General features: G+C 68.3%; 20 protein-coding genes and 1 pseudogene. 12 read left to right on the top strand and 9 right to left on the bottom strand.

All coding sequences use genetic code 11. The features are described from left to right. Positions 1-14: 14 nt before the first annotated feature. A complete protein-coding gene (locus ACZ7L9_RS13500) occupies positions 15-188 on the top strand; it encodes a CsbD family protein (protein ID WP_471415066.1) in 174 nt (57 codons plus the stop codon). A gap of 125 nt (positions 189-313) precedes the next feature. Here the strand turns inward: ACZ7L9_RS13500 and ACZ7L9_RS13505 are convergent, their stop codons facing one another. After that, complete coding sequence (locus ACZ7L9_RS13505) at positions 314-1249, bottom strand: SRPBCC family protein (protein ID WP_471415069.1); 936 nt, start codon at positions 1247-1249, stop codon at positions 314-316. 6 nt (positions 1250-1255) lie between these two features. After that, a complete protein-coding gene (locus tag ACZ7L9_RS13510) occupies positions 1256-2092 on the bottom strand; it encodes a histone protein (protein WP_471415070.1) in 837 nt (278 codons plus the stop codon). 657 nt (positions 2093-2749) lie between these two features. Here ACZ7L9_RS13510 and ACZ7L9_RS13515 point away from each other — a divergent pair. Then, positions 2750-3461, top strand: a pseudogene (locus ACZ7L9_RS13515) (iron-containing redox enzyme family protein). Between the two features lie 614 nt (positions 3462-4075). Here the strand turns inward: ACZ7L9_RS13515 and ACZ7L9_RS13520 are convergent. Then, positions 4076-4375, bottom strand: coding sequence for a hypothetical protein (locus ACZ7L9_RS13520; RefSeq protein WP_471415072.1), 300 nt, complete (start codon positions 4373-4375; stop codon positions 4076-4078). A 255-nt stretch (positions 4376-4630) separates the two neighbouring features. Between ACZ7L9_RS13520 and ACZ7L9_RS13525 the strand changes: the two genes are divergently transcribed. The 5 genes from ACZ7L9_RS13525 to ACZ7L9_RS13545 are packed head-to-tail and all read left to right on the top strand — an operon-like array spanning position 4631 to position 8981. After that, a complete protein-coding gene (locus ACZ7L9_RS13525) occupies positions 4631-6367 on the top strand; it encodes an ATP-binding protein (RefSeq protein ID WP_471415073.1) in 1737 nt (578 codons plus the stop codon). Positions 6368-6372: 5 nt separating this feature from the next. Next, positions 6373-6783, top strand: coding sequence for a roadblock/LC7 domain-containing protein (locus tag ACZ7L9_RS13530; RefSeq protein ID WP_471415074.1), 411 nt, complete (start codon positions 6373-6375; stop codon positions 6781-6783). Next, complete coding sequence (locus ACZ7L9_RS13535; RefSeq protein ID WP_471415076.1) at positions 6780-7151, top strand: DUF742 domain-containing protein; 372 nt, start codon at positions 6780-6782, stop codon at positions 7149-7151. The genes ACZ7L9_RS13530 and ACZ7L9_RS13535 overlap by 4 nt, the downstream gene beginning before the upstream one ends. Next, positions 7132-7737, top strand: a complete 606-nt coding sequence (locus tag ACZ7L9_RS13540; RefSeq protein WP_471415078.1) for a GTP-binding protein — start codon at positions 7132-7134, stop codon at positions 7735-7737. Before ACZ7L9_RS13535 ends, ACZ7L9_RS13540 begins: the two co-directional genes overlap by 20 nt. Continuing rightward, positions 7734-8981 carry a cytochrome P450 gene (locus ACZ7L9_RS13545; RefSeq protein ID WP_471415080.1) on the top strand — a complete coding sequence of 416 codons (1248 nt, stop codon included), beginning with the start codon at positions 7734-7736 and terminating at the stop codon, positions 8979-8981. Before ACZ7L9_RS13540 ends, ACZ7L9_RS13545 begins: the two co-directional genes overlap by 4 nt. Before the next feature lie 39 nt (positions 8982-9020). Here the strand turns inward: ACZ7L9_RS13545 and ACZ7L9_RS13550 are convergent, their stop codons facing one another. Both ACZ7L9_RS13550 and ACZ7L9_RS13555 read right to left on the bottom strand, forming a co-directional pair. After that, positions 9021-10052, bottom strand: coding sequence for a 7-epi-alpha-eudesmol synthase (locus ACZ7L9_RS13550; RefSeq protein WP_471415082.1), 1032 nt, complete (start codon positions 10050-10052; stop codon positions 9021-9023). A gap of 308 nt (positions 10053-10360) precedes the next feature. Then, entirely contained in the window at positions 10361-11386 is a 1026-nt protein-coding gene (locus tag ACZ7L9_RS13555) for a cytochrome c oxidase subunit I (protein WP_471415083.1), read from the bottom strand. A gap of 513 nt (positions 11387-11899) precedes the next feature. Here ACZ7L9_RS13555 and ACZ7L9_RS13560 point away from each other — a divergent pair. Continuing rightward, positions 11900-13594, top strand: coding sequence for a sensor histidine kinase (locus ACZ7L9_RS13560; protein ID WP_471415085.1), 1695 nt, complete (start codon positions 11900-11902; stop codon positions 13592-13594). 12 nt (positions 13595-13606) lie between these two features. Here ACZ7L9_RS13560 and ACZ7L9_RS13565 read toward each other — a convergent pair whose 3' ends face one another. After that, positions 13607-14353, bottom strand: coding sequence for a response regulator transcription factor (locus ACZ7L9_RS13565; protein ID WP_471415086.1), 747 nt, complete (start codon positions 14351-14353; stop codon positions 13607-13609). 243 nt (positions 14354-14596) lie between these two features. Here ACZ7L9_RS13565 and ACZ7L9_RS13570 point away from each other — a divergent pair, with 243 nt between their 5' ends. After that, a complete protein-coding gene (locus ACZ7L9_RS13570; protein ID WP_471415088.1) occupies positions 14597-15934 on the top strand; it encodes a globin domain-containing protein in 1338 nt (445 codons plus the stop codon). On the opposite strand, the gene ACZ7L9_RS13575 is transcribed toward ACZ7L9_RS13570, so the two are convergent. Together ACZ7L9_RS13575 and ACZ7L9_RS13580 are read right to left on the bottom strand one after the other, a co-directional pair. Beyond that, positions 15885-16565, bottom strand: a complete 681-nt coding sequence (locus ACZ7L9_RS13575) for a vitamin K epoxide reductase family protein (RefSeq protein WP_471415089.1) — start codon at positions 16563-16565, stop codon at positions 15885-15887. The genes ACZ7L9_RS13570 and ACZ7L9_RS13575 overlap by 50 nt on opposite strands. Next, positions 16562-17041 (bottom strand): hypothetical protein, encoded by a 480-nt coding sequence (locus tag ACZ7L9_RS13580; RefSeq protein ID WP_471415205.1) that lies wholly within the window; start codon positions 17039-17041, stop codon positions 16562-16564. The genes ACZ7L9_RS13575 and ACZ7L9_RS13580 overlap by 4 nt, the downstream gene beginning before the upstream one ends. A 694-nt stretch (positions 17042-17735) precedes the next feature. Here ACZ7L9_RS13580 and ACZ7L9_RS13585 point away from each other — a divergent pair. From ACZ7L9_RS13585 to ACZ7L9_RS13595, 3 genes are read left to right on the top strand one after another with little or no spacing between them, the layout of a single operon-like run. Continuing rightward, positions 17736-18680: an ABC transporter ATP-binding protein gene (locus tag ACZ7L9_RS13585; RefSeq protein ID WP_471415090.1), complete on the top strand. Its 945-nt coding sequence runs from the start codon at positions 17736-17738 to the stop codon at positions 18678-18680. Continuing rightward, complete coding sequence (locus tag ACZ7L9_RS13590; RefSeq protein WP_471415092.1) at positions 18677-20041, top strand: ABC transporter permease; 1365 nt, start codon at positions 18677-18679, stop codon at positions 20039-20041. Before ACZ7L9_RS13585 ends, ACZ7L9_RS13590 begins: the two co-directional genes overlap by 4 nt. Positions 20042-20045: 4 nt before the next feature. After that, positions 20046-22793, top strand: a complete 2748-nt coding sequence (locus ACZ7L9_RS13595; protein WP_471415094.1) for a bifunctional YncE family protein/alkaline phosphatase family protein — start codon at positions 20046-20048, stop codon at positions 22791-22793. 410 nt (positions 22794-23203) lie between these two features. Here ACZ7L9_RS13595 and ACZ7L9_RS13600 read toward each other — a convergent pair whose 3' ends face one another. Next, on the bottom strand, positions 23204-24076 hold the full coding sequence (locus ACZ7L9_RS13600) for an SMP-30/gluconolactonase/LRE family protein (protein ID WP_471415096.1): 873 nt from the start codon (positions 24074-24076) through the stop codon (positions 23204-23206). Positions 24077-24094 lie beyond the last annotated feature (18 nt).

A 24094-nucleotide genomic window follows, 5' to 3' on the forward strand; every position in this document is an offset into this window, starting at 1 on the left:
CCAGGGAGTACGACATGGGCATCGGAAAGAAGTCAAAGAACATTGGAAAAATAGCAGAGGGGAAAACCAAGGAAACGGTCGGGAAGGCCGTGGGTAATGAAAGCCTGGAGGGAAAAGGAAGGGCTCAGAAGACGAAGGGGAAAGTAAAGCAGGTAATTGAGAAGGGAAAGGACACCTTCAGGCACTGAAGGATGGACATGTCGAGGCATTGACGGCTGCGACGCCGACCCGCCGCTCTCCGGGCAACGGCGGGCCCGCGTCCGGTGCGCTCGCTGAATGCGCCGTCCACCGTAGGGCCCGACGTGGCCTCAACTCATTCCTCTTCTTCGTCACCCTCTTGCTCTGCGTCGCTCTCTTCCCGGTCTCCATCCTCTTCGTACTCCTCCTCGCCGTCGGTGTCGCCCTCTTCCTCGTCCTCCACGTCGTAGTCCTCGGCTTCTTCTTCCTCAAGAGCCTCTTCGTGGGTCTGTACGACCTCGCCGTCGCGAATTTCGCCTCGCCAGCCCTCCGGCTCTTCGTCGGTGAACGTGACATGGCGCTGGAAGTGTTTGAGGTCCAGTCGAAGTCGACGTCCCTGAGCACGCCACAGATTTCCGGTCTTCTCGAAGAACCCCGAAGCGTAGTATTCAACGACCAGAACAATGCGGGTCAGTCCGGGCGTCAGTTCATGAAAACTGACTGCACCTCGAGTCGACCCTTTGGCCCCCTCGGACGTCCAGACGATGCGTTCGTCCGGTACCTGCTCCTGAACGGTCGCTTTCCAACCCCGGGTCGAAGGACCTACCTTGGCCTTCCAGTTGCTGGACGTCTCATCGGTCCGAGAAACATCCCGAACGCCCTTGGTGAAGCTGCTGAACTTCTCGTACTGCGTCCAGTGGTCGTAGGCCGTACGCAACGGCACACCGACATCGATGACCTCGATGATGTTGGTGACCTTCTTGTCTCCTGACTTGCGCCCCTTTCCGCCGCCGAGAACTTCCTGAGCCTTCCCTATGACGTTGTCCTTGACGTTCTTCGCTGTTCCGGAGAGCACGGCCTTGAGGGGGGAGCCGCCTCCGAGGAGGTTGGCTCCGACCTTGGAGAGTGACCCGCCGTTCTCGGCGACGTCGGCGAGCTGGTCCGTCGCGTCGATCAGCTTGTCGCCGGCCCTTTCTGCCAGATCCCCCACCCGAGCCCTCAGATAGTCCCCGAGTTCTTCACGCAGTCGATCGAGTCCCGAGTTCCCGTTGTCCTGTTCCGTTTTTGACATGACCTGTTACCTCCGGCGCTCAACGCGTGATGATGCCTTCTTGGCGCTTTTCCTGGCAGTCTTCTTCCCAGCGGGAGCAGTCTTCTTCCCTGCGGCATTCTTCTTCGCAGGCGCCTTCTTGGCTGCGGCCTTATTCGTCGCGGTTCTCTTTGCTGCCATCTTCTTTGCGGCTGTTTTCTTGGCAGGTGCTGACTTCTTCGCGACGGTTTTCTTGGCAGGTGCTGCTTTCTTCGCAGCGGTCCTGCCGGAGGCCGCCTTCTTCCTGGTGGCCTTCTTGGCTGCCGGCTTCTGCCCACCTCTCTTCGCGGGGGCTTCCCGCTTTGCAGGCTCCTCGGCAGCTCGGAGAGCGCGACGGCGGGGCCGCTCTTCGGGCTCTTCCTCCGGCTCCGCTTCCTCGACTTCTTCCTCCTCGTACTCCTCTTCGGGTTCCTCTTCCCCCTCGTATTCCTCTTCCGGCTCCTCTCCCTCGTCGCGCGCGTACTCGCCCTCGCCCTCTTCTTCTTCCTCCTCCTCTTCCGGTTCTCCCCCACCACTCTCGAGCTGGAGTGTTCGCTCACGAAGCGAATCGGCGAGCGTCGTCATCCGACGGTTGAAAGCAACGGCGACGGCCTCCCTGCCGGCATCCATGACCTCCCCGCGCAGCTGCTCACCCAGTTCCGCAACCTGGGGGATCTCCCCCAGCTTGCGCATCCCCTGAGTCACGAGCTGTCGCGGTTCAAGTCCGAATTGACGTCCGGCGATATAGGACGCCACTGTGAGAGCGAACCGGCCTTTCTTCGTGCGGCCCAGCACATAACCGCCGGCCAAGGCGGCGGCAAGCAAGATCCTGTTTCCGTTATTCATGGGTACGTCACCTTTTCATGGGTATGCAGCCGATCGACGTCTGCGCAGGAGGCCGCCACTCACCGCATTGCTCTGCCACATCTCCAGAGTGACCGGTGTCCTGGTCTACGCATCCCGAGCGCGCGAACTGGTCCCATGTGGCACGGTGCGAAAGAGCCTGACCCGCTGTATGACGGACTGCCTGGACGGGGCACGGGACGTGCCGTAGAGCCACGGGGGGTTTGGTGTCTGTACAGGCCTCCATATGGGTCACATCCGCCGCTCCGTCATGGCTGGGGCGAGACGCCGCAGAGCTGCCGCCTCGCACCTGCGTCTGGACCCGGAACGGGAATCGTCGTTGCGAGCGATCCGAATTTCGTGGCATTTATCAGCAATAATGGTGTATACGTAGCATTCGGCCGGGACTACGGCTATGCCCCTGGCGTCCTCTGGTCGGGGCCAGAGAACACCAGGGGCATCTTCGGACAGGCCTCGCGAACGTTGATATGGACGAGGCGGAACGCGAAGCCGGGAGCCAACGCAAGGCCTATGGAGGTCAATGCCGAGGAGGGCGGTGGGCCGCGCGGCGTACGCCTCCATGCCGGCCCCGCCGGGCACTACCTGCCGCACGGTGCCCCACGGATCGACCCGCGGGGGCGGCCGAGGAGAGGAAGCACCATGAAGCTGCCGGAAACCCGGGGCAAGGTGTCTGCCGCCCTGTTTGATGCGCTCGGTCGGGAACCGGGCCGGCGCAAGCTGCCGAACACACCGCTGGTAGCGGGCGGCGACCCGTACGGCGACGGTCTCCAACTCGCCGTGTACGTCTGCTACGAGTTGCACTACCGAGGCTTCGACGGGGTGGACGGCGCCTGGGAGTGGGATCCGGAACTTCTCAGGGTGCGTGCCGCGCTGGAGCGGGAGTTCATGGCGGCTATGCGCGCCGACGTGCCGGTGGCCGAGGACGTCGACAGCTCCCTGGGCGAACTCGTTCTGGAGCCGGTGGACGCCGATGGCGTGTCGTACTTCCTACGACTTCGCCTCGGTGGAGGTCACGTCATCGCCGGGGTCTCGGCGCCTCGTTCAGGCATTGGAGCGGGCCGGCGCGGGACCCGCCGCGGTCCACTTCTACGCGGAGCATGTGGAGGCCGACGCCGTGCACGAGCAGCTCGTACGGCATGAGGTCGTCGCCGGCCTGCTCCAGGAGGAGCCGGATCTGGCACCGGACGTCGCCTTTGGCATCGCGGCCACCGGATGGCTGGAAGACCACAGGGCGGTCCGAGCGGGCAATGGTGCCGTCCTTCTGGACCACTTCGACCGGCCCCTCCACCAGCATGGGTCCGCCCGGTTCCTGCATGATGCGGCGTGCAGCTGCCCGAGTTGCGGTCTCTGATTCAGTGCGGCCGCTGTGCACGGATCACCACCAGTTCCCCTTTCTCCTGAAAAAAGGGCTGTAGGGCGCCCCGGTCAGTCGGGCGGCTCGGGGACAGGGCGGGTTCCGGGGTCCGGCGCCGGGGCTCGCTCCGGGTCTGGGTGGGGTTCAGGCGGGGGTTCAGGCTCACTGGGGCCCGGTTCGGACGGTGGCTGCGGGTCATGCGGAACCGGATCCGGTCGGCTGGGTACGGGTCCGGGACCTTCAGGGGACGGTTCTGTAGTCATCGCTCTCGTCCTTGCGTTGTGCGTCAGTCGCTGAACTCCTCGGCCTGTCCTGCCGATCTTCGCGGGCCCGGAACGCCTGGCACGGCACCTCGCCGCGTTGCCGGAGTCGCCCAAGTACGTCCAGTACGAGGACGATCCTCCGCCTTGCGATGCACCGCACCAGACGCCCCGGGCTGATCCACGAAGATCGACAGGACAGGGCCGAGATGAACGCCGGGCAGAAGGCGGGAAGGTCTTCACGTCGCGGGCTCGCGGCTCGTAATCAAGGGTAGTCGGAGCTGCACGGCACAGACAATTGACCTTCCGCGGGGCATCTGAACCCGAAAAGAATAAAGATTCCCATTTCATTCACTTCCCTCCCGGCTCACCCGGCAGGTGGTCCGCGATCCACCGGGCGTCCTCACCCGGCTCGGTCGTCCGGTCCTCGGGGAGGGGGCGGTCCCGGTCGGCCAAGGCGGTGTACCGCGCCTCCGTGTGCGCGTCCAGGCGCCGGAGGTCGATCGTGTCACCGACCATCTCGATGTCTCCGGCTGCCCGCGAGATCCGCATCTGCTGCAGTCGGCGACCAGGGCGCCGGGTCACATCGGTCATCTGACCGTCGAGGCCGATCGCCCGGCAGGCGTTCCGGTCGGAACGCCGATTGATCACGGGGGTCGCAGGGTGCAACTTCCCTGGTGGGCAGAGGCGTCTGTCGACCACACGCTCGATGGCGGAGGGTGGCGTGAGCCTCACTCCCGCAGCACCGCGGAATTGATCTTTTCGGGTTCGTAACCGATAAGCTCCCCATGGTGCCCGCGAGTTGACCCGATCGTGACCGATCGGCTCGTGGTGCGTACTCATGAGTGCGGTCAGTCTCCTTGCGCACCCCTCCCCTGTTCGATCGTTTCGCTTCGAAGGATGCAGATGGAACTCGCCACTCCGCCTCCGGCTGCGCGGGCCCCCGTCGCCTGGTACAGCTGGTGGCTGATGCCACTGGGCCTAGGAGGCGGGACGATAGCTGCCACGTTCATGAGCTCGGAGCGGATATCCGTGGCCGTCGCCGGGGTTGCGGCGACGGCGGCAGGCACCGTGTGCGTACGCCTTCTCCTGCGCACCCGCGCGCAGTTGCGCCGGGCCGAGGAGGCCCACCGCACCGCGCAGGCCGAGCACTCCCAGCAGTGGCAGCAGCATGTGGCCGGCCTGGAGGAAAAGTTCGCCGCCGAGCGCGCCGCCCAGGAGGCACAGCTTGCCGAGCAGGCGCAGACGTACGAGGCGCAGCTGACGGCCCACTCCAGGACGCACGAGGAGCGGCTGGCCGAGCAGGCCACGGCGTTCGAGACCCACCTCGCCGAGCGGGCCGAGTCCCTGCAGGAGCGTCTGGACCACTATCTGGCCGCGGTGTCCCGGCTCGGCGACGAGCAACTGCCCGAGGCGATGCGGCGGCTGCGCGCCGGTGAGGCCATCGACGACATTCTTCCGGCCGTCGAGCAGCGTGTGGAGACCGGTGCCGACCTGCAGGCCGAACTGGGCAAGGTCCTCAGGACCGCACTGATCGGCATCGAGGCCGAGTTCGACCGCTCGACCTCCGCCGAACAGGCCGTCATCGGTGTCGGTAACCGCATCCACGTACTGACCAGCAATCTCCGTGGCCGACTGCACGATATGCAGGGCGAGCACGGCCAGCTGCCGACCGTCGCCCGGGGCCTGATGGAGCTTGACCAGGCCATCGGCCCCGCCGACTGCCTCGCCGCCAGCATCGGCGTGCTCGGCGGCTCCGATCGCCCGGGCCGGCAGTGGCAGGAGCCGCAGCGTCTGCTGAGTGTGGTGCGCGGCGGCATAGGCCGGATCAAGGACTTCCACCGCGTGCAGCTCCGCCATCTGCCCGAACTGGGCGTCGACGGCGGCCTGGTGGACCATCTGACGCTGATCTTCGCCCACCTGCTGGACAATGCCGCGCGGTACTCGCCGCCCACCGAGCCGGTGGTTGTTTCCGGCAAGGAGGTCCCGAACGGCGTCGGTATCGAGATCCAGGACTCCGGAAAGGGCCTGAGCGAGGAGAAGAAGAGCGAGGCCGAACACGCCCTCGCGGGCTCCGCGCCCGGCGCGGGCCTCGGCGGCATCTCGGAGGACGCGAACATCGGCTTGCGCGTTGTCGGTAACCTCGCGCGCCGCTACGGCATCCGCGTCACCTTCGCCGACTCGCCGTGGCTGGGCACCTCCGTCGTGGTCGTCGTGCCGCACAAGTACTTCAGCCCGCTACCGGCTCTCGCCTCGGCCCCCGCGCCCGCCGTCACCGCTCCGGAGGCCCCGTCGGCCGGGGACGCCCCGCCCGCCGCCGCACAGGCGGCCCCGGAGTTTGGACCGGCCACCGGCTCTGCCCTCGCCGACGACGCCGTGGAGACCACGCCTGGCGGTCTGCCCCGGCGCCGGAGCCGACGTGGCGAGCCGGCCGCCGGGACGGCGCCGACCGAGCGCGCCGACCGGGCCACCGTCTCCGCCGTTCCGTCGGACGCCTCCTTCGCCGGCCTCGCCGCCTTTGCCACCGCTGGACGCGACCCCGGCCCGTCGGCCGGCGCGTCCCCGACACCCGAGGCCGCCGGCGACCGCGACACGACCACCGGTGGAGCGTCCACCGAACCCCGTACTGAAGAGAGCGACTAGTCCCCATGACGCACCAGGGAACAGACGTGAGTTGGGCGCTGCGCGACCTTGTGGAGAGCATCCAGGAGATCCGCTTCGCCCTCGTGGCCTCCAGCGACGGCAAGGCCATCACCGCCCACGGCGCCGAAGACCCCGACGACGTGGACCGCTTCGCCGCCGTGGTGGCCGGGCTGCAGGCCCTGGCCCAACCGGTCGCCGAGCAGTTCCCGCAACACGCGGGGCAGCTGCGGCTGGCAATGATCGAAGTGGACGGCGGGCACCTCTTCGTCGTCCGCGCGGGCATGGAGACGTATCTCGGTGTCCTCGCCCGCGAGGGCCTCGACCAGGGCCTGCTCGGCCACCAGATGAGGGACCTCGCCCGCAGAATGGGTGAACTCCTCGGCACCACGCCGCGCCTGGAGGAGCGCTCTGGATGAGTTCTCCCCGTCGGCCGGCCGACCCGTCCGGTCTCGAGCGCTACTACGTCCTCACCGGAGGGCGCAGCGGACCGGGCGGTTCGGCATCGACTCTCGACGTGGCGACCCTCGTGGTCTCACGGGCCGTCCCCCTGCCCGGCATGCAGCACGAGCACGAGGAGATCCTCCGGCGCTGCCGCTATCCGCTGGCGGTGGCGGAGCTCGGTGCCCATCTCCACCTGCCCTTCAACATTCTCGCGGTGCTGCTGTCCGACCTGCTCCAGGCAGGCCGTATCGAAGCCCATGACCCCATTCCGGCACACGACACGGGTCGCGGGCCGGACCTAGCGCTCCTCGAGGAGGTACTCAGTGGACTTCAAAGGCTTTGACCAACCCGGGCGGTCGGGTGCCGGGGGCACCCGCTCGGTGAAGGTGATGATCGCCGGAGGCTTCGGAACGGGCAAGACCACCATGGTGCGCTCGGTCAGCGACATCAAGCCGCTGACCACCGAGGAGACCCTCACCCAGGCCAGCGCCGACGTCGACCACCTCATCGGCGTCGCCGACAAAACACAGACCACCGTCAGCCTGGACTTCGGCAAGATCGGCCTCAACGACTCGCTGATGCTGTACCTGTTCGGTACGCCCGGCCAGGAGCGGTTCTGGTTCCTGTGGAACGGTCTGTTCAAGGGCGCGCTCGGCGCGGTCGTCCTGGTGGACACCCGGAGGCTGGCCTCCAGCTTCCGGGCGATCGAAGAGATGGAGCGGCAGAAGGTCCCCTTCGTCATCGCGCTCAATGTCTTCCCGGACTCCTGTGACTACCCGGTCGACGAGATCCGCGACGCCCTGGACATCCCCCCGGATACGCCGGTCGTCTCCTTCGACGCCCGCGACCGGGCCGCCAGCCGTGATGTTCTCGTCACGCTGATTCGGCATCTGAAGGACCGCTCGGCCGCCGCCCTGGAGCTCCGATGAACGACGACCAGACCCCGCCCGGACCTGCCGACGGCGGATGCCCCGTCACCGGCGGTGAGGACGTCATCCGGCTCTACGGCCCCGAGGCGGCAACCGATCCCCACGCCATCTACAGGCGGCTGCGGGGGAAGTACGGCTCCGTCGCGCCCGTGCTACTGGAGGGCGACGTCCCCGCCTGGCTGGTGCTCGGCTACCGGGAGAACCGGCGGGTGCTGGACAACCCCCTGCAGTTCAGCCGCGACTCGCGGATCTGGCGGGACTTCAGGGACGGCCGGATCAACGCGACGTCCCCGCTGATGCAGATGGTGGGCTGGCGCCCGGACTGCGTCTCGCAGGACGGTGAACCGCACCGCCGGCTGCGCGGCGCGGTGACCGACAACCTGTACGCCGTGGCCGGCCGGGGCATCCGCCGTCATATCACGCACTTCGCGAACAAGCAGATCGACGCGTTCGCCGACGCCGGCCGGGCCGACCTGGTGGCCGACTTCGCCGAGTACCTGCCGATGCTGGTCCTCACCCGCGTCTTCGGTCTCGCCGAGAGGGAGGGGCGCAACCTCGCCGAGTCCAGCAAGGAGGTGATCAAGGGCGGCGCGGACGCCCTCGCGCACAACGAGCGCATCATGGGCATCCTCGGTGAACTCGCCGCGCGCAAACGCAAGGAGCCCGGATCCGACTTCGCCTCCGGCCTCATCGAGCACCACTCCGGTCTCGACGAGGAGGAGATCGTCAACCACCTGCGTCTGGTGCTGATCACAGCCCACACAACGACCAGTAACCTGCTGGCCCGGGCGCTCCAGCTCGTGCTCACCGACACCTCCTGGCTGTCCGGCCTGGTGAGCGGGCAGCTGAACCTGTCCACGGTCGTGGAGGAGGTGATGTGGAACTCCCCCCCGCTCGCCGTGCTGCCGGGGCGGTTCGCCACCGCCGACCTGGAACTCGGTGGCTGCCCGGTCAAAGAGGGCGATCTGCTCGTGCTGGGCCTCGCAGCCGGCAACCACGACCCCGAGATCCGCCCCGACACCGGCATCTCCGTCCAGGGCAACGCCTCGCACCTCGCCTTCAGCGCCGGGCCGCACGAATGCCCCGGACAGAACATTGGCCAGGCCATAATCGAGACGGCGGTCGACGTCCTGCTGCACCGGCTGCCGGGGCTGCGCCTGGCGGTGCCACCGTCGGAACTCACCTCCACGGCCTCCACCTGGGAGTCGCGGCTGGACAGCCTGCTGGTCGAATTCGCCGTCTGACAGCACCGCCCGCCCGGCCGGGCGGGCGGTGCACTCGCCTCACAGGGTCAACAGGTCGTCCACCGATCCACGGCCGGCCAGCTCGGCCGTGGCCACCGGACCGTCCTTGTCCGCGGCATACCGACCGGTGGTCAGCGCCCACTCGTAGTTGCCGCTGATCCAGTGCCGGACGCCTTCCACGCCCATCCCCACCCGGACCCGCTCGTCCGCGTCGAGGCCCAACTCGTCGCACATCTGCGGGACGCGGGCCTCAAGGCCGAGGTACTCGTCGAGGCAGCCGGTCGTCATGCGGTACGCCTCGTCAGCGGCCTCCTGCCACGAGCAGTCCCGCTCCCGGCGCAGGACGGCGATGAGGTTGTGGCCGTCCCCGCGACGCCGCTCGCGCTCGAAGGAGTGGATGTCGTTCATGAACCCGATGGTGTCCGCGGCCAGGTCCCGCATCCGTTCCATCAGCGGATGCGCCATCGCCGCGGCCGGCACCTCGAAGCCGCGACTGCGCTCACCCGCGTCGATGCTGTGATGGATGCCGACGGTACGGCGCCGAAAGTCGGCGTACGCGTCCAGCCCGAGCGTCCCGGCCAGCCCGCGGGCCGCAAGGTCCACCTCCTCACAGTGCGCCACCAGGAACCGCCCCCAGGAGGCGGCGAACCGCGCCTGCCAGGTCAGGGACATCCCATTCGACAGATACTCCCAGACCTCCACCCAGGCCAGGGTGATGGGGCATTCCACCCGTGGCACGGTGCCCGCCGGACGCAGTGGTGTGGCGATCAGCTCCCGCGCCACCTCCGCTATCCGGTCCGCACGGTCCGGCTGGCCGGCGTCGAACTGGTCGTCGAAAAGGAAAGCCAACGAGAACCAGTTCATCAGGACGACCAGGTCGTCCGCCGAGGCGTGCGGGTAGGTGCGGGCCGCAGCCTGTGAGAGGTCCCAGGACTGGTACTCCTCGAAGCCGGCCCGGCTGCGCACCAGCCCCCTCTCCCGCACCCAGAGCAGATGGCGGTCGCGGGCGTACTCCAGATGTGGGCTGACTGGGGCGTCGAAGGGCAGGTCGAACCGGACGTCCTGAGGCATGTGCTTCCTTTCGGGAGACGGAACGCAGAGTCCCCCTCCCTGCGAACGAGCGGCCGCGCCGACCGCCCGCACACTCGAACTGAGCTTCGTGGTGCGAACGTTGAATCGGGAGGCGCTACGAGGATGCCCCACCCTAAATGATCTACACGGCGCCCAGTCGTGATCTTCGTTACTGCTCGCACCGCACGCGCCGCGTACGCTCTCCGGCCCCACCCGAGGGGCGGCTCATTGCTCGTCCTCGGTGGCCCGGACCGGGCCGGCGGTCCGTACCGGAAAGAGGGCGGGGCTTGCGGGGCGAGATGGAAGGGTCAGTGCGGCACAGCGGGTTCGAGCTCGAGTGCGACGTCCGGATGGTGCAGATCGAAGGCCGGGGACTCACTGCGGATACGGGGCAGGGAAGTGAAGTTGTGCCGGGGCGGAGGGCAGGACGTGGCCCATTCCAGGGAGCGGCCATAACCCCAGGGGTCGTCGACAGTGACCTTCCTGCCGTACTGGCTGGTCTTCCAGACGTTGCAGAAGAAGGGAAGGAACGAGAGTCCGAGGAGGAACGAGCCGATGGTGGAAAGGGTGTTGAGAGCGGTGAAACCGTCAGTGGCGAGATAGTCCGCGTACCGGCGCGGCATTCCCTCGGCTCCGAGCCAGTGCTGCACGAGGAAGGTGAGGTGGAAGCCGACCGTCAGCACCCAGAACGTGATCTTGCCCAGGCGTTCGTCGAGCATCCTGCCGGTGAACTTCGGCCACCAGAAATGGAATCCGGCGAACATGGCGTACACGACCGTACCGAAGAGCGTGTAGTGGAAGTGGGCGACAACGAAGTACGAGTCGGACACATGGAAGTCCAGTGGTGGTGAGGCCAGGATGACTCCGGTCAGGGGGTGGCCGAAGAACCAGAAGAGGTGCTGCCACAGAAGCGCGCCTCCGTTGGCGGGATCGAAGATGTGTGAGCCGAACTTCCGGTCCATCTCCAGCGCGAAGAGCGCCGCGGCCAGCACCGGGAAGACCAGGAGGATCTGCGTCCCGGGACGGGCGAGTTCGGCGCGCATCACGAGTGCCATCGCGCCGCCGATCAGGAAGAAGACGAACGCGGTGACGAGATAGAGTGTGCCGATCTGCTTGTGATCGGTCGTCGTGAGCCACGAGACGACGACCCGCCCGCGAGACGAACGGCCCGGCAGATCGGTTCCGGCTTGCGTCGCCGGCTCTTTCGTGCCGGCCAGGGTGGCCCGGCGTCCGTTCCTGGTGGAGTGCGCGTCGGCGATGGCAGCCCCGGGGTCAGGGGGCTTGGGCCCCTGCGCGGGGGCGGCCTGACTGCCCTGCGATTCCATTGCGTCCACCGGACCGTGTCCTCCAACTGTTGCGGATCTCCGAGCACTCCCCGGCCGCACGGGGTGAAGGGGAGCAGTCGGAAAGGTCCGGCGGATCACGAGGGGACGGACCGGACCTTCCCGGCCGCACCATGCCGGCCGTGACCCTCGAAGCCCTCCAGGGACCGACAGGTACCTTCCACGGGGCCGACCGGCCCTACTGTCGATCCGTCAGGCAGCCGACCGGCCTCACCCCAGCCGGTCCCGGAGGCGGCAGTGCACCGCCGGACCCTCGGCACCGTGGCTGTCGTAGGCTGACCGTCCGTGGACCGGTCCCAGCCCTGCGTTGATCCGGTGAGCAATTTCCCGGCATACGGCAACACGGACCCAGAGAGCGGCGCCCCGATGACAGAGACAGCACTTACGGCGCCCGACTCCCCTTCCGGAGTCCCTTCTCCCGGCTCCGACTCCCCCGCCCTCGACTCGCCCGGAGCCCCCTGCCCCGGTCCGGCGATCTGGCCCGAGCCCAGCCGGCCGGACAGGATGCGCAGTCTGCTGGATGCCGTGATGAGTCTGGGGCGTGGCCTGGAACTGCCCGAGGTGCTCCGCGGGATCGTGGAGGCCGCGGTCACCCTGACCGACGCGGAGTACGGAGCGCTCGGCATCGTCGGGGACGGGCAGAAGCTGCTGGAGTTCCTGCCGGTCGGCATATCGGAGCAGCTCGCCGCCGTGATCGGCCAGACGCCGTGCGGGCGCGGAATCCTCGGTGAGCTGATCCGTCACCCGGAACCGCTGCGGCTCACCGATCTGAGCAGCCATCCGCGCAGCTTCGGATTTCCGCCCCATCATCCCCCGATGCGCACCTTCCTCGGGGTGCCGGTGCGGGTTCGCGACGAGGTGTTCGGCAACCTCTACCTCACCGAGAAGCGGGGCGGGGTGAGCTTCGACGCCGACGACGAGGCGGTGCTGACCACTTTGTCGATCGCGGCCGGGGTCGCCATCGACAACGCCCGCATGTACGACGAGAGCCGTCGCCGGGAGCGGCGTCTGGAGGCACTGGGCGAGATCACTCGCACTCTGCTCTCGGGGACGGACGCCGACGAGGTGCTGCATCTGATCGCCGAGCGGGCGATGGAGGTGGCGGGGGCCGACCGGGCTGCGATCCTGCTGCCGACGCCCCCCGTGGCCCGCTCCGGAGCTTCGGAGACATCCGGGGCTGAGGCACGTCTCACCGTTGCGGTCGCCCACGGCAGGGACTCCGAACGCGTAACGGGGCTGTCCGTACCCGCGCGGGGATCACTGGCCGGACTCGCCGCCCGTACCGGGACACCGGTGCACTGCGCCGACGTCCGTACCGATCCCCGGGCCCACCCGTTCGGCGCCGGTACCGAGGACGGTCTGGGTCCGGTGGTGACGGTACCTTTGCGAGTCGACACGGGGGCAAGCGGCGCACTGCGCCTGGGGCGGCCGGTGGACCGCCCGCCGTTCGACGACACCGAGGTCGCGCTCGTCTCGGGCTTTGCCGACCAGGCGGCCATCGCCCTGGAACTGGCCCGTAGGCGGGCCGAGTCCGAGGAACTCGCCGTCATGCACGACCGGGACCGGATCGCCCGCGATCTGCACGATCTGGCGATCCAGCGTCTCTTCGCGACCGGGATGACTCTTCAGAGCACCACGCGTGCCATCGCGGACCGGCCGGACGCGGCCGAGCGGGTCAGCCGGGCGGTGGATGATCTGGACACCACGATCCGGATCATCCGGTCCACCATCTTCGATCTGCGGACAGCCGACGGTTCGGGCCGCGGCGGGCTGCGGCACCGGATGACGGAGACCGCTCGCACGGCGGCACACGCCCTTGGTTTCCGGCCCTCGGTGCGGATCGACGGACCGGTGGACACCACGGTGCCGGACGAACTGGCCGAACACGTGGTGGCGGTCGCCGCCGAGGCGGTGTCCAATGCCTCTCGCCATGCCCGCGCCACTCGTATCGGCATCGTGCTGTCGGCCGACGACGCGGTGACCCTGACCGTCACCGACAACGGCATCGGAATCCGGGACGGTGTCACGACCGCGCCCGGGACAGGGGCAGCGATCGATGCCGACGAACCGGCGGCCGGGCGCCTCGGAGGGCTGGCCAATATGCGTACGCGGGCAGAGTTGTGCGGTGGCACACTGGCCATCGAACGGCCGGCGGACGGCGGCACCCGGATCATCTGGCGCGTGCCGCTCCACGACTGACCTGAGTGACCGTCAGTTCGTCGCGACCGGGGGCCACTTCTGACGGTCCTTGATGCGGCCGACGAGCATCGCGGCCTGGATCCGGCGGCCCACGCCCAGTTTGGCGAGGATCGAGGAGATGCGGTTCTTGACGGTCTTCTCGGCCAGGAAGAGACGTTCCGCGATCTCACGGTTGGTGAGGCCCTCGCCGATGAGATCCAGGATCTGCCTTTCCCTGGGCGTGAGTCCGTCCAGTTCCGATGCCTCCGACGCCTCGGCAGGGGTTCGCTCGGTGCCGCGCAGCCGAGCCATCACACGGGCGGTCGTCCGTGGATCGAGCATCGAGGTGCCTGACGCGACCGTGCGTACGGCGGCGACCAGATCGGCTCCGTTGATCTGCTTCAGCACGTACCCCGCAGCGCCCGCCATGATGGCGTCGAACAGCGCCTCGTCATCGTCGAACGACGTCAGCATCAGGCAGGCGAGTTCGGGCATCAGAGCACGCAGTTCCCGGCATACCTCGATACCGGCGTGGTCACCACCTTGGTCGTCGCCCAGGCGTACGTCCAGGACGGCGACCTGCGGTCTGCTGGCCGGCACGCGAGCCAGCGCCTCCCGGGCGTCGGACGCCTCGCCGACCACCTCGATGCCGTCCTCGGCTTCCAGCAGATCGCGTACGCCGCGCCGTACGACCTCGTGGTCATCGAGGATGAAGACACGTACGGGGGCCGCGGAATGCGACGGGGGCGTGCTCAGAGGGAACTTCGCGGACTCGTTCACATCATGCTCGATCGGTTCGGGGAGAGGGCCGGAACCAGTATGTGCCCGTCCGCAGTCCCGTTCCCGCCGGGGTGCCACCGCACGGCAAACCGTGTTTGAACAGGGCCGAAAGGCCCCTGCGACCGGGGCCGGTCAGCGGGCCGGACGCGGTGCCATACTGGCGCCCGCCAAGATCGTCCGGGCACCACGGACATCTCCCATTCCCGGCCACCCCACTGCGCTGCACCGAGGAGTCACCGGCCCATGAACACCCCGAGCGAGGACTACCACGCACTGCTCGCACGGCACGACGCGATGCGGCTGCGACGACGCATCCTGGCCCCGTCCGACAGCCGCTCCGAACCGTGGAGCGCCAAGGCCCCACAGGCATACGACGGAACGGCCGACCAGTTGCTGATCAGCGACTCCCTGTCACTGGTGAGCCCGTTGGAGGAGCTGATCGCCGAACTGTACCGACTGCTGTTCGAGCGGCATCCGTATCTACGGTCGCTGTTCCCCGAATCGATGGCGTTCCAGCAGGTCCATCTCGTAGGGATCTTCCGCCATCTGATCAGCAATCTGCACCGTACGGACGAGATGATCGGCGTCTTCGAGCAGTTGGGGCGCGACCATCGCAAGCTCGGTGTGCGCCCCGCGCATTTCGAGGCCTTCGAGGCGGCGCTGATCGAGGCACTGCGCGTGCGCGCGGGGGCCCGGTGGACCAGAGCGCTTGAGCGTGCCTGGCTGCGGATGCTGCGGCTGGCTGTTACGGCGATGGTCAGGGGCGCGGACGAGGCGATCGCCGAACCGCCCAGCTGGGAGGCGACAGTGACCTCGCACGAACTCCGCACGCCCGATCTCGCGGTGCTGCGGGTACGGCCCCATCAGCCCTACGCCTTCGAGGCCGGGCAGTACGCGTCCTTGGAGTCGCCGCTGCTGGAACAGGCATGGCGTCCCTACTATCTGGCCGGCGCGCCGCATCCGGACGGTGAGCTGGAGTTCCATGTACGGGCCCGGGGCGCCGGCGGCGTGAGCGATGCGCTGGTGCACGGTACGCGGGCGGGCGGCGCCGTCCGTCTCAGCGCCCCGCGCGGCGCGCTGACTCTGCCCGATGACACTCCGTCCGCGGACATTCTGCTGATCGCCTCCGGTACGGGCTGGGCTCCGATGAAGGCACTGCTCCAGCGGATCGACGCCCACCGGCCCCGTGCGCACCGGGTACGGCTGCTGCTGGGTCTCACCGCGCCGGAGGAGAGGGCGACGGCCGAAGAGATGTACGACGCGGCGTATCTCGAGACGTTCCGGCGCGGACGCCCCTGGCTGACCGTCATCGCGGCCGATGCGACGGATGCCCGCTTCGCGGGTGCCGGGCTGCGGGCCCTGAACGGAACACTGACCCCGCATCCTGGGGCCGTCGCCCGGCAGCACGCCTTTCTGGCCCTGGCCCCCGAGGCCTCCACGACCGGGCCGGCGCGGGCCGTCGCCGAGCGGCTGGTCGCCGCCGGAGTACCGGCCGCACACATCCATCACGAGACCACCGGCATCGTCGCGGTCACAGAAACGTCTGCCAGTACGACCAGAACCGGATTGCTATCAGCATGACGATGGCCAGGCACCAGGTCACCGGCACCACGAGCGGGAACTCCAGCACCGCCGCGACCAGGGCGCGTGGGGCGGGCAGGACGCCATGGCGCAGATTGTGCACCGTGGTGTGCCAGAACATGAAGATGGTGGCCACCCACACGAGCACACACCACAGGCAGAGCGCGCCTATGTCGTACAGCGCCTGCGTCATCAGCCACATGCAGAAGCCGACGCCGAACAGTGTGCCGAGGTTCAGCCCCAACCAGTACCAGCGCCGATAGCGTGCGCCTGCAAGCAGGCCCGCGCCGGTCCCCGTCACCACCCCGAAGGCAACCAGCCCGATGAGCGGGTTGGGAAAACCGAACACCGACGCCTGCTCGCTGCGCATCACATTCGTGCAGGACACCACGGGGCTCAGCGAGCAGGCGGGCACGAAAGCGGGGTCGGCGAGCAGTTCGAACTTGTCGATCGTGATGACGAACGAGCCGAGCAGCCCGAGCGCGGCGGTGACAACCAACAGCCACGCGAACCCCCGTCTCGCCCCGACGCACTCCAGGTCGTGGCCCGTACCGGACGCACCGGCGCAGACCCGGTCGTCGGCCTCGATTCCTTCCGCCACCCTCCCCGCCGTACGCTCCGACAGTTTCATGTCCGCCCCCGTACGGAACCGTCCGGCCAAACGACCTCCACCCGGATTCCTCGCGCACGCGCGAAGGCGACCAGATGTGCGGTGGCATCCCGGCCGTCCGACGGCGATCCGTCCCACACGGCGAGCACGGTCCGGCATGTCTCCACCAAACGTTCATCGGCGCCGACACACGCGTTGCGGTCGGCCGGATCGAAAGCCAGCAGCCGTACATGTTCGGCCAGGACCAACAGTTCGCCTGCGGCCGACCGGTCCCGCTCGGGCAGCACGGCTGGAACAGCACCCTGGGCCGGCAGCAGCACCGTCAGCTTCCGCCCGGCCTCCCGGGCGGCCCGCCCGAACACGAGCGGCAGCCCCGCCCCGACCCGCACCAAGGCAGTTGCACCTTCTGCCAAGCGGTCCAGCCACGCTCTCAGTTCAGCTTCCACCAGTTCCAGGGTTCTGTTGCCGAGGTCTCTGTGCCCGACGACTGCGATCACCACGTTTCCCTCCTGCGCGCACCCGCACCGTCCGAACGCTCCCGCATGCCACGGCCCGGCCCAGGAGCCGATATCGGACCGGGCCGCAGCATGCGATGTACCGCAGTGAACCCATCGGAGGTCCGACGCCGCTAGGGCCGTTCGGCCCTGGGCCGTTCGGCCCTGGGCCGTTCGGCCCTGGCGTGGGGACGGCGCCACACGATGTACTCGTGCGGCAGGTGAGCAGATCAGGAGACGAGGCATCCCCATTCGCGGCAGGCATGCAAGTGCCGCTGGAGGCCAGGGCGTTGCCGAACCCGCCGCCTTCGACACCGGTGCAGCGCCTGCACAGTGCGCCGCGGGCGCGCATCGTGCTGGTAGGGCACCGGATTGTGGGCACGGTACTTCGTACGGACTCGGTTCATCCAGGCGTTGCCCAAGTCCGGCTCGATGCCGACCACTTCGTGCGCAGTGACTTGCCTGGCGTGATCACGATCCAACCGGCGGCGATGCTCGCGATCGCACCTTTCCGATGGCCCGGTGTGCTCCGCGATCCGGCCGACTAAAGGTGCCGGTCGAAATTTCGACGGCTATCGGCGGGTCGTCGGCGCAGCGGATGCCGGTCGTCTCCCGTTCCATAAACGTTCAATCGGCCGCCCCTGTCAGCGTTGTGCACCCTCCCTAAGGTCACTGAAGGTTTCGAAAGGAGGGGTTCATGAACGCACGCTTCGCAATCCGGGCTCGCGGGATCACAAAATGCTTCGGCGACGTCGTCGCACTCGACGGCATCGATCTGGACATGGCGCAGGGTCAGATCCACGGCTTGGTCGGACCGAACGGCGCCGGCAAGACGACCTTGCTCGGCCTCCTGTTGGGCCTGGCCGTCGCCGACCGCGGTCGCCTCGAGATCCTGGGCAGGCCGGTCGGGCGGTCGCTCGCCGCTCCCGACGGTGTCGCCGGTTTCGTGGACGGGCCAGGTCTCTACCCCTCGCTCACCGCCCGTCAGAACCTCGCCGCGCTGGCCGCTCTGCGCGGCCGCGACTCGCGGACAACGGGGATCGATGACGTGCTCGACCAGGTCGGGCTCACCGACGTCGCCGACGACCGGGCCCGCGGCTTCTCCCTCGGCATGCGTCAGCGGCTCGGGCTCGCCGCCGCCCTGCTCACCAAGCCGCGGCTGCTCGTGCTCGACGAACCTTCCAACGGTCTCGACCCGGCAGGGAAGAAGCACGTCCACGGTGTCCTGACCCGGCTCGCGGCGGACGGAACCTGCGTCGTGCTCTCGAGCCACCGCATGGACGACCTCGAGGCACTGTGCTCCGAGGTCACCATCCTCGCCACCGGACGGGCCGTCTTCTCCGGTCCGCTGAGCAAGCTGGCCGCCGAGAACCGTGAACTCGACTACCGGCTGCTCACCTCCGCCCCGCAGGCGGCCCGCGAGCTGGCTGTCGACATGGCCGGCATCACCGTCGTCGACGACGCCGGCGCATGGCACGACGCCGAGGTACTCGTCGTACGCGCGCTGGTGCCCGCCCTCGACGAACTGGTGGTGCGGCTCGTACACGGGGGCATCGCGGTGCGCGAGCTCGCCCCCGTGGTGTCGCCGCTCGAGGCCGCATTCCTTGCCCTCACCGAGCAGCAGCAGGAGGCCGGCCGATGACCGCGACCATTACTGACGACGACGTTGCGGTTGCCGGGGTCCACCCCGTTTCGGTGGCGCGCAGCTACCGCTTCGAGCTGGTCAAACTGGTCTCGCAATGGCGTATCCGGCTGGTGGTTCTCGCCTGCTGGATCGTGCCGGCGCTCTTCGTCGCCGCGGTGAGCCAGCAGAGCTCGCTCCCCTCCGACACCCTCTTCGGTCGCTGGATGCACGCCACGGGGTGGGCCGGATCGCTGGTGGTGCTCGGCTTCGCGGGCACCTGGGCGCTCCCGCTGCTGACCTCGCTGGTAGCCGGCGACGTGTTCGCCTCCGAGGACCGGCTCGGCACCTGGCGCCACCTGCTGGTGGCGGTCCGGTCACCTCGACGGATCTTCGTGGCGAAGGCACTGGCCAGCCTCACCGTCATCCTGCTGCTCGTGGCCGGACTGGCCTGTTCCAGCACGGTCGGTGGGGTCCTGGCGGTCGGCAACCAGCCGCTGGTCGGGCTCGACGGCCACTTGTTGACGCCGTCGGAGACCGCCGGTGGGGTCCTCCTGGCCTGGGTTTGCGTGCTCGCCCCGACGGTGGCCCTCGCCGCAATCGGACTACTCGGGTCCATCGCGCTGGGGCGGTCCCCGATGGGACTGCTGCTGCCCGCGCTCGTCGCGCTCGCGATGCAGCTCGCCCAGATGCTGCCGCTGCCCGTGGCCGTGCGCCTCGCCCTGCCCGGCTACGCCTTCATCGCCTGGAACGGTCTGTTCACCAGCCCGGCACAGCTCGGCCCGCTCCTGATCGGCATCGCGGTCAGTCTGGTGTGGGCCGTGATCGCGACAGCGCTGGCGTACCTCCTTTTCCTGCGGCGCGACTTCACAAACCTGAGCTACGACGGCTCGGGGCGCCGCGCGGTCACCGCCGGAGTCCTGCCGCTGGTCGGACTGACGGCCCTCACCGTCGTGGTGGTCGCCGTGGCGACCCCGTCGATGGGCTCCGGAATCGAGCAGGACAAGGTCCAGCGGTCGGTCGCCACGGCATTCGCCCACCTCTACCGCATACAGACCCAGCAGCTCAACCGCCCCGCCGTCACCGAGGCGCAGCTGCGGGTCACGGCGGCGTGCAACAAGGGCGGCGGCCAGGTCGCCCCCCAGGGGGCGGGCAACGACTGGCGTTGCGTCGTCACCTGGCATCTCCCCGGCGTCGCGGCCGCAGGGACGGCCATCTACCAGCTCGACATCGCCTCAGACGGGCGGTTCGTGGCCGACGGCGACGGACCGAAGGAAGTCAACGGCTACTTCCTGGTGCGGACCCCGACCGGAGACGCACCGAACCCGCTTTGGCAGTTCGACGGCAACGTCGAGCTTCTTTCCACCACCCCGAAGGGATAACTCCATGCAGGTAACACGGCAGCGTCGGATTGACGAGAAGGAACAGATCAGCCTTTTCGGCAGGCGCGTCGGCCGCCGGACCACTCTGGTATCGGCGGGCGTCGCTGTCGCTCTCGCCGTCACCGGCACCGCTGTTGCCCAGACGCATCAGTTCGGCACCCAGCAGGTCGGCCAGGTCACCGCCAATGGTCAGGTCGTCTCTGCCGACCAGTACATCGCCCCGTATGGCAGCCGCGCCGTCATCAACGACGGCAAGATCATGTCGTCTTCGGTCAGCCCGGACGGCACCCACCTCGCGGCCTCGGTCACCGACGGTGGGATGGCGCTGGTCGTCATGGACCTCAAGACCGGGCAGGTGAAGCAGCGCGTCGGTAACAACGCGTCGGCGGATCTGCGCATCAGCGGCAACGACGTGGGCCAGGAAGGCCCCACGTACTCGCCCGACGGTTCGCAGCTGTGGCTGGGTCAGGCTGACGGCTACCGCAAGTTCACCGTGAACCCGGACGGCAGCGTCGCCAACCCGACGTTCATCCCGATCCCGGCCGACGGTTCCAAGCGCGCACTGGTGGGTGCGGCGGTTTTCTCGGCCGACGGCTCCACCGTGTACTCCGCGGTCAACGGCCAGAACCGGGTGGTCGCCATCGACGCGGCGACCGGGACCATCAAGCAGAGCTGGACCGTGGGCAATGCCCCCCGTGGCATCGCCATGGTCGGCGACAAGCTCTACGTCAGCAACGAGGGCGGGCGTCCGGCCAAGGCCGGCGACACCACGATCAACTCCTACGGCACCCAGGTGCCGGCCGACCCGGACACCGGTGCCACCACCACCGGCACGGTCAGCGTCATCAACCTGGCGGACGCGTCCACCGCCGTCGGGAGCATCGATGTCGGTCTGCACCCGACCGCGGTGTACGCCAAGAACGGGGCGGTGTTCGTCACCAACACCGCCGACAACGACGTGTCGGTCATCAACACCGCCAACGACAAGGTCGTGCAGACCATCGCCACCCGGCCGTGGCCGGAGGCATCGGTGGGCTACGAGCCCAACGCGGTGACGCTCACCGACGACGGTCGCCTGCTGGTGACGCTCGGCCGCGCCAATGCGGTCGCCGTCTACCGGTACACCTCCCCGCAGGAGCCGGCCAGCTACGTCGGCCTGCTTCCGACGGACTACTTCCCCGCGGAGATCACCACCGTCGGCAAGAATGTGGTCGTCTCCAACACCCGTGGTATCGACGCCCGCCGCCCCACCAACAAGGCCGGGCACGGCACCCACGACACGACGTCGAGCCTGACGCAGTTCACGCTGCCGGACGACGGCGTCATCAAGTCCGAGACCGGCAAGGTCTTCACCCAGAACGGCTGGCACGGCGGCTCGGTCACCCAGGGCAAGGGCGACGCGAAGCCGGTGCCGGTCCCGGTGAAGCTCGGCGACCCCTCGACGATCAAGCACGTCTTCCTGCTCGTCAAGGAGAACCGGACCTACGACCAGGTCTTCGGTGACATGCCGCAGGGCAACGGAGACAAGTCGCTGGCGCAGTTCGGCGAGAACGTGACGCCGAACCAGCACGCGCTGGCTCGGCAGTTCGGGCTGTACGACAACACGTACGACATCGGCACGAACTCCGCCGAGGGTCACAACTGGCTGATGCAGGCCGACAACCCGGAGTACACCGAGTCCTCGGCCGGTGAGTACACGCGCAGCTACGACACCCAGGACGACGCTCTCGGCCACCAGAAGTCCGGCTTCATCTGGACCGGTGCGCAGGCGGCCGGGAAGACCGTGCGGGACTTCGGCCAGTTCCAGTCGTTCGAGAGCAAGCCGGCCGGCGCGAGCTGGCAGAACCTGTACTGCGACACCAAGAACATGGACGCGACCGGGCAGAAGACCGCCTACCCCATACAAACGGGCTCGGCGATCCCGTCGCTCAACAAGGTGTCGGTGCCCGGCTTCCCTAAGTTCGACATGGACGTCCCGGACATCTACAAGCACGAGATCTGGAAGCAGGACTTCGAGAAGAACGGTCCGGCGAACCTGAACATGTTCTGGTTCTCCAACGACCACACCGGTGGTCCGACGAACTCCGCCGCCGCTGTCGCGGACAACGACCTCGCGGTCGGCAAGATGGTTGACGAGATCTCGCACAGCAAGTACTGGAAGGACTCGGCGATCTTCGTCGTCGAGGACGACTCCCAGGCAGGCCTCGACCACGTCGACGGCCACCGTGCCCCGATCCAGATCATCAGCCCGTGGGCGCAGCACGGCAAGGTCGACAGCCGCTACTACTCGCAGATCACGATGATCCGGACCATCGAGCAGATCCTCGGGATCCACCCGATGAACCAGAAGGACAGCGCGGCCAGCCCGATGCGTGGGGCGTTCACCCAGCACGCGGACTTCACACCGTTCACCGCTCTGCCCAACCGGACCTCGCTGACCGATGGTCTGAAGACCCCGCCTTCCTGCGGCCTGGACACCCCGGCGCCGCAGAACCCGAGCGCGGCACCCGCGCCGTCGGCGAAGGTGCCGGCGGCCAAGCAGGCGCTCGCGGCGAAGTGGGACAACTGGAAGTCGCACCAGCGGCTGACCGGGCCCAACGCGGTGCCCGACTTCGCGAACCCCGCGCAGCTGAACCACCTCACGTGGTACCAGACGCACGAGTGGTCGAAGCCGTACCCCGGAGAGGACAAGATCTTCGCGCCGGAGGACGTGCCGGGCGCCTTCATCCCGTCGGCGGAGTCCGACGGCTGACATGGGCTGATCCCGAAAAGGAGCCCCTGGCCGGCGGCGACGCCGGCCAGGGGCCGTCTTCTGTCTCCTGTTTGGCAAAGAGCGGCAGGGACAAGACGTACCACCTCCGCGACGTTGATCCCTGCTTCTCGATGAAGACCCGCACAACACCGCCCGCGGAAAACTGGCAGTAGCAATCTCGGGCGCCGCCGAGGACGCCGCCGAAGGGAGGGCGGAACGACAACGGACTCACCGTCGATCGCCCGGACGTCCGCCGAAAAGATCACCACCCCGTAAGGGTGTGAGACCCCACGGGGAGTCCTGATGAGTCGCCCGCAAAAGATCCGCGTGCCGCCGGCCGAAACCGGCGGCACGCGGATCCGGTCACTGGCAGCGTGCTCTCGCCGGGCTGCGCCGGAACAAGCGGCGTGTCACTGTGCGCCGAAGGCTCGGGCGGCCGGAGCCGTCGCGTCGACCGTGACGGCGAGGACGGCACCGGCGACACCCATGGCCCCTGTCAGTCCGTGCCGGGCCGTGGTGATGAGCAGGCGGCCGCCTTGCGGGACCAGGCACACCGAGGTGGGTTGTGGGGTGGGCAGCGGGATGGTCGCGTCGAGTGTGCCGTCGGGCCGGTATCGATGGACGACCCCGTGGCCCCACACCGCCACCCAGAGCCGCCCGGTGTCGTCCACGGTCATGCCGTCGGGGCTGCCACCGGCAGTGACACGGGCGAACTCCTCGCGGCCCGTCGGATTTCCATCCCTGTCGAGGGTGCAGCGGTGGATGACACCGGCAGCGCTGTCGGCGACGTAGAGCAGGTCGCCGTCGGCGGAGAAGGCGGGGCCGTTGACGATGGTCATGCCGTCGAGGACGCGGTGTACGGAGCCGTCGGGATCGGTGCGGTAGAGGGAGCCGGCGCCCGGTGTGCCGTCGTAGGGCATGCTGCCCGCCCAGAACCGGCCCTGCGGGTCGCACACCCCGTCGTTCATGCGGGTCGGAACGGGGGACTGCTCCTCGGGGCGGGCCAGCCACTCGGGTCGGCCATCCGGAGTCAGCAGGGCGATGCCGGTGCCGGCGGCGGCTATCCAGTGGCCGGGGCGGCCGTGCACCGGGGCGACCGCGCCGAGGGGGACGTCGAGCCGTAGCAGTTCGCGTGGTGTGCGCTTCCCGTCCTCCAAAACCTCCAACAGTCGTCCGGCGAGGATGTCGACGTAGACCAGACGTCCGTCGACCCAGCGGGCGCCCTCGCCGAGCTCGTGGTCGCCGTCGGCCCAGATGTCGGCTGGTGACTCATGTCGGTTCATTCAGGTGTCTCTCCAAAC

The sequence above is a fragment of the Streptomyces sp. NPDC111516 genome (assembly GCF_055635345.1).

Coding starts and splice junctions, on each gene's coding strand:
- ACZ7L9_RS13500 (WP_471415066.1), top strand. CDS start 15: ATGGGCATCGGAAAGAAGTCAAAGAACATTGGAAAAATAGCAGAGGGG.
- ACZ7L9_RS13505 (WP_471415069.1), bottom strand. CDS start 1,249: ATGTCAAAAACGGAACAGGACAACGGGAACTCGGGACTCGATCGACTG.
- ACZ7L9_RS13510 (WP_471415070.1), bottom strand. CDS start 2,092: ATGAATAACGGAAACAGGATCTTGCTTGCCGCCGCCTTGGCCGGCGGT.
- ACZ7L9_RS13525 (WP_471415073.1), top strand. CDS start 4,631: ATGGAACTCGCCACTCCGCCTCCGGCTGCGCGGGCCCCCGTCGCCTGG.
- ACZ7L9_RS13530 (WP_471415074.1), top strand. CDS start 6,373: ATGACGCACCAGGGAACAGACGTGAGTTGGGCGCTGCGCGACCTTGTG.
- ACZ7L9_RS13535 (WP_471415076.1), top strand. CDS start 6,780: ATGAGTTCTCCCCGTCGGCCGGCCGACCCGTCCGGTCTCGAGCGCTAC.
- ACZ7L9_RS13545 (WP_471415080.1), top strand. CDS start 7,734: ATGAACGACGACCAGACCCCGCCCGGACCTGCCGACGGCGGATGCCCC.
- ACZ7L9_RS13550 (WP_471415082.1), bottom strand. CDS start 10,052: ATGCCTCAGGACGTCCGGTTCGACCTGCCCTTCGACGCCCCAGTCAGC.
- ACZ7L9_RS13560 (WP_471415085.1), top strand. CDS start 11,900: ATGCGCAGTCTGCTGGATGCCGTGATGAGTCTGGGGCGTGGCCTGGAA.
- ACZ7L9_RS13570 (WP_471415088.1), top strand. CDS start 14,597: ATGAACACCCCGAGCGAGGACTACCACGCACTGCTCGCACGGCACGAC.
- ACZ7L9_RS13575 (WP_471415089.1), bottom strand. CDS start 16,565: ATGAAACTGTCGGAGCGTACGGCGGGGAGGGTGGCGGAAGGAATCGAG.
- ACZ7L9_RS13585 (WP_471415090.1), top strand. CDS start 17,736: ATGAACGCACGCTTCGCAATCCGGGCTCGCGGGATCACAAAATGCTTC.
- ACZ7L9_RS13590 (WP_471415092.1), top strand. CDS start 18,677: ATGACCGCGACCATTACTGACGACGACGTTGCGGTTGCCGGGGTCCAC.
- ACZ7L9_RS13595 (WP_471415094.1), top strand. CDS start 20,046: ATGCAGGTAACACGGCAGCGTCGGATTGACGAGAAGGAACAGATCAGC.
- ACZ7L9_RS13600 (WP_471415096.1), bottom strand. CDS start 24,076: ATGAACCGACATGAGTCACCAGCCGACATCTGGGCCGACGGCGACCAC.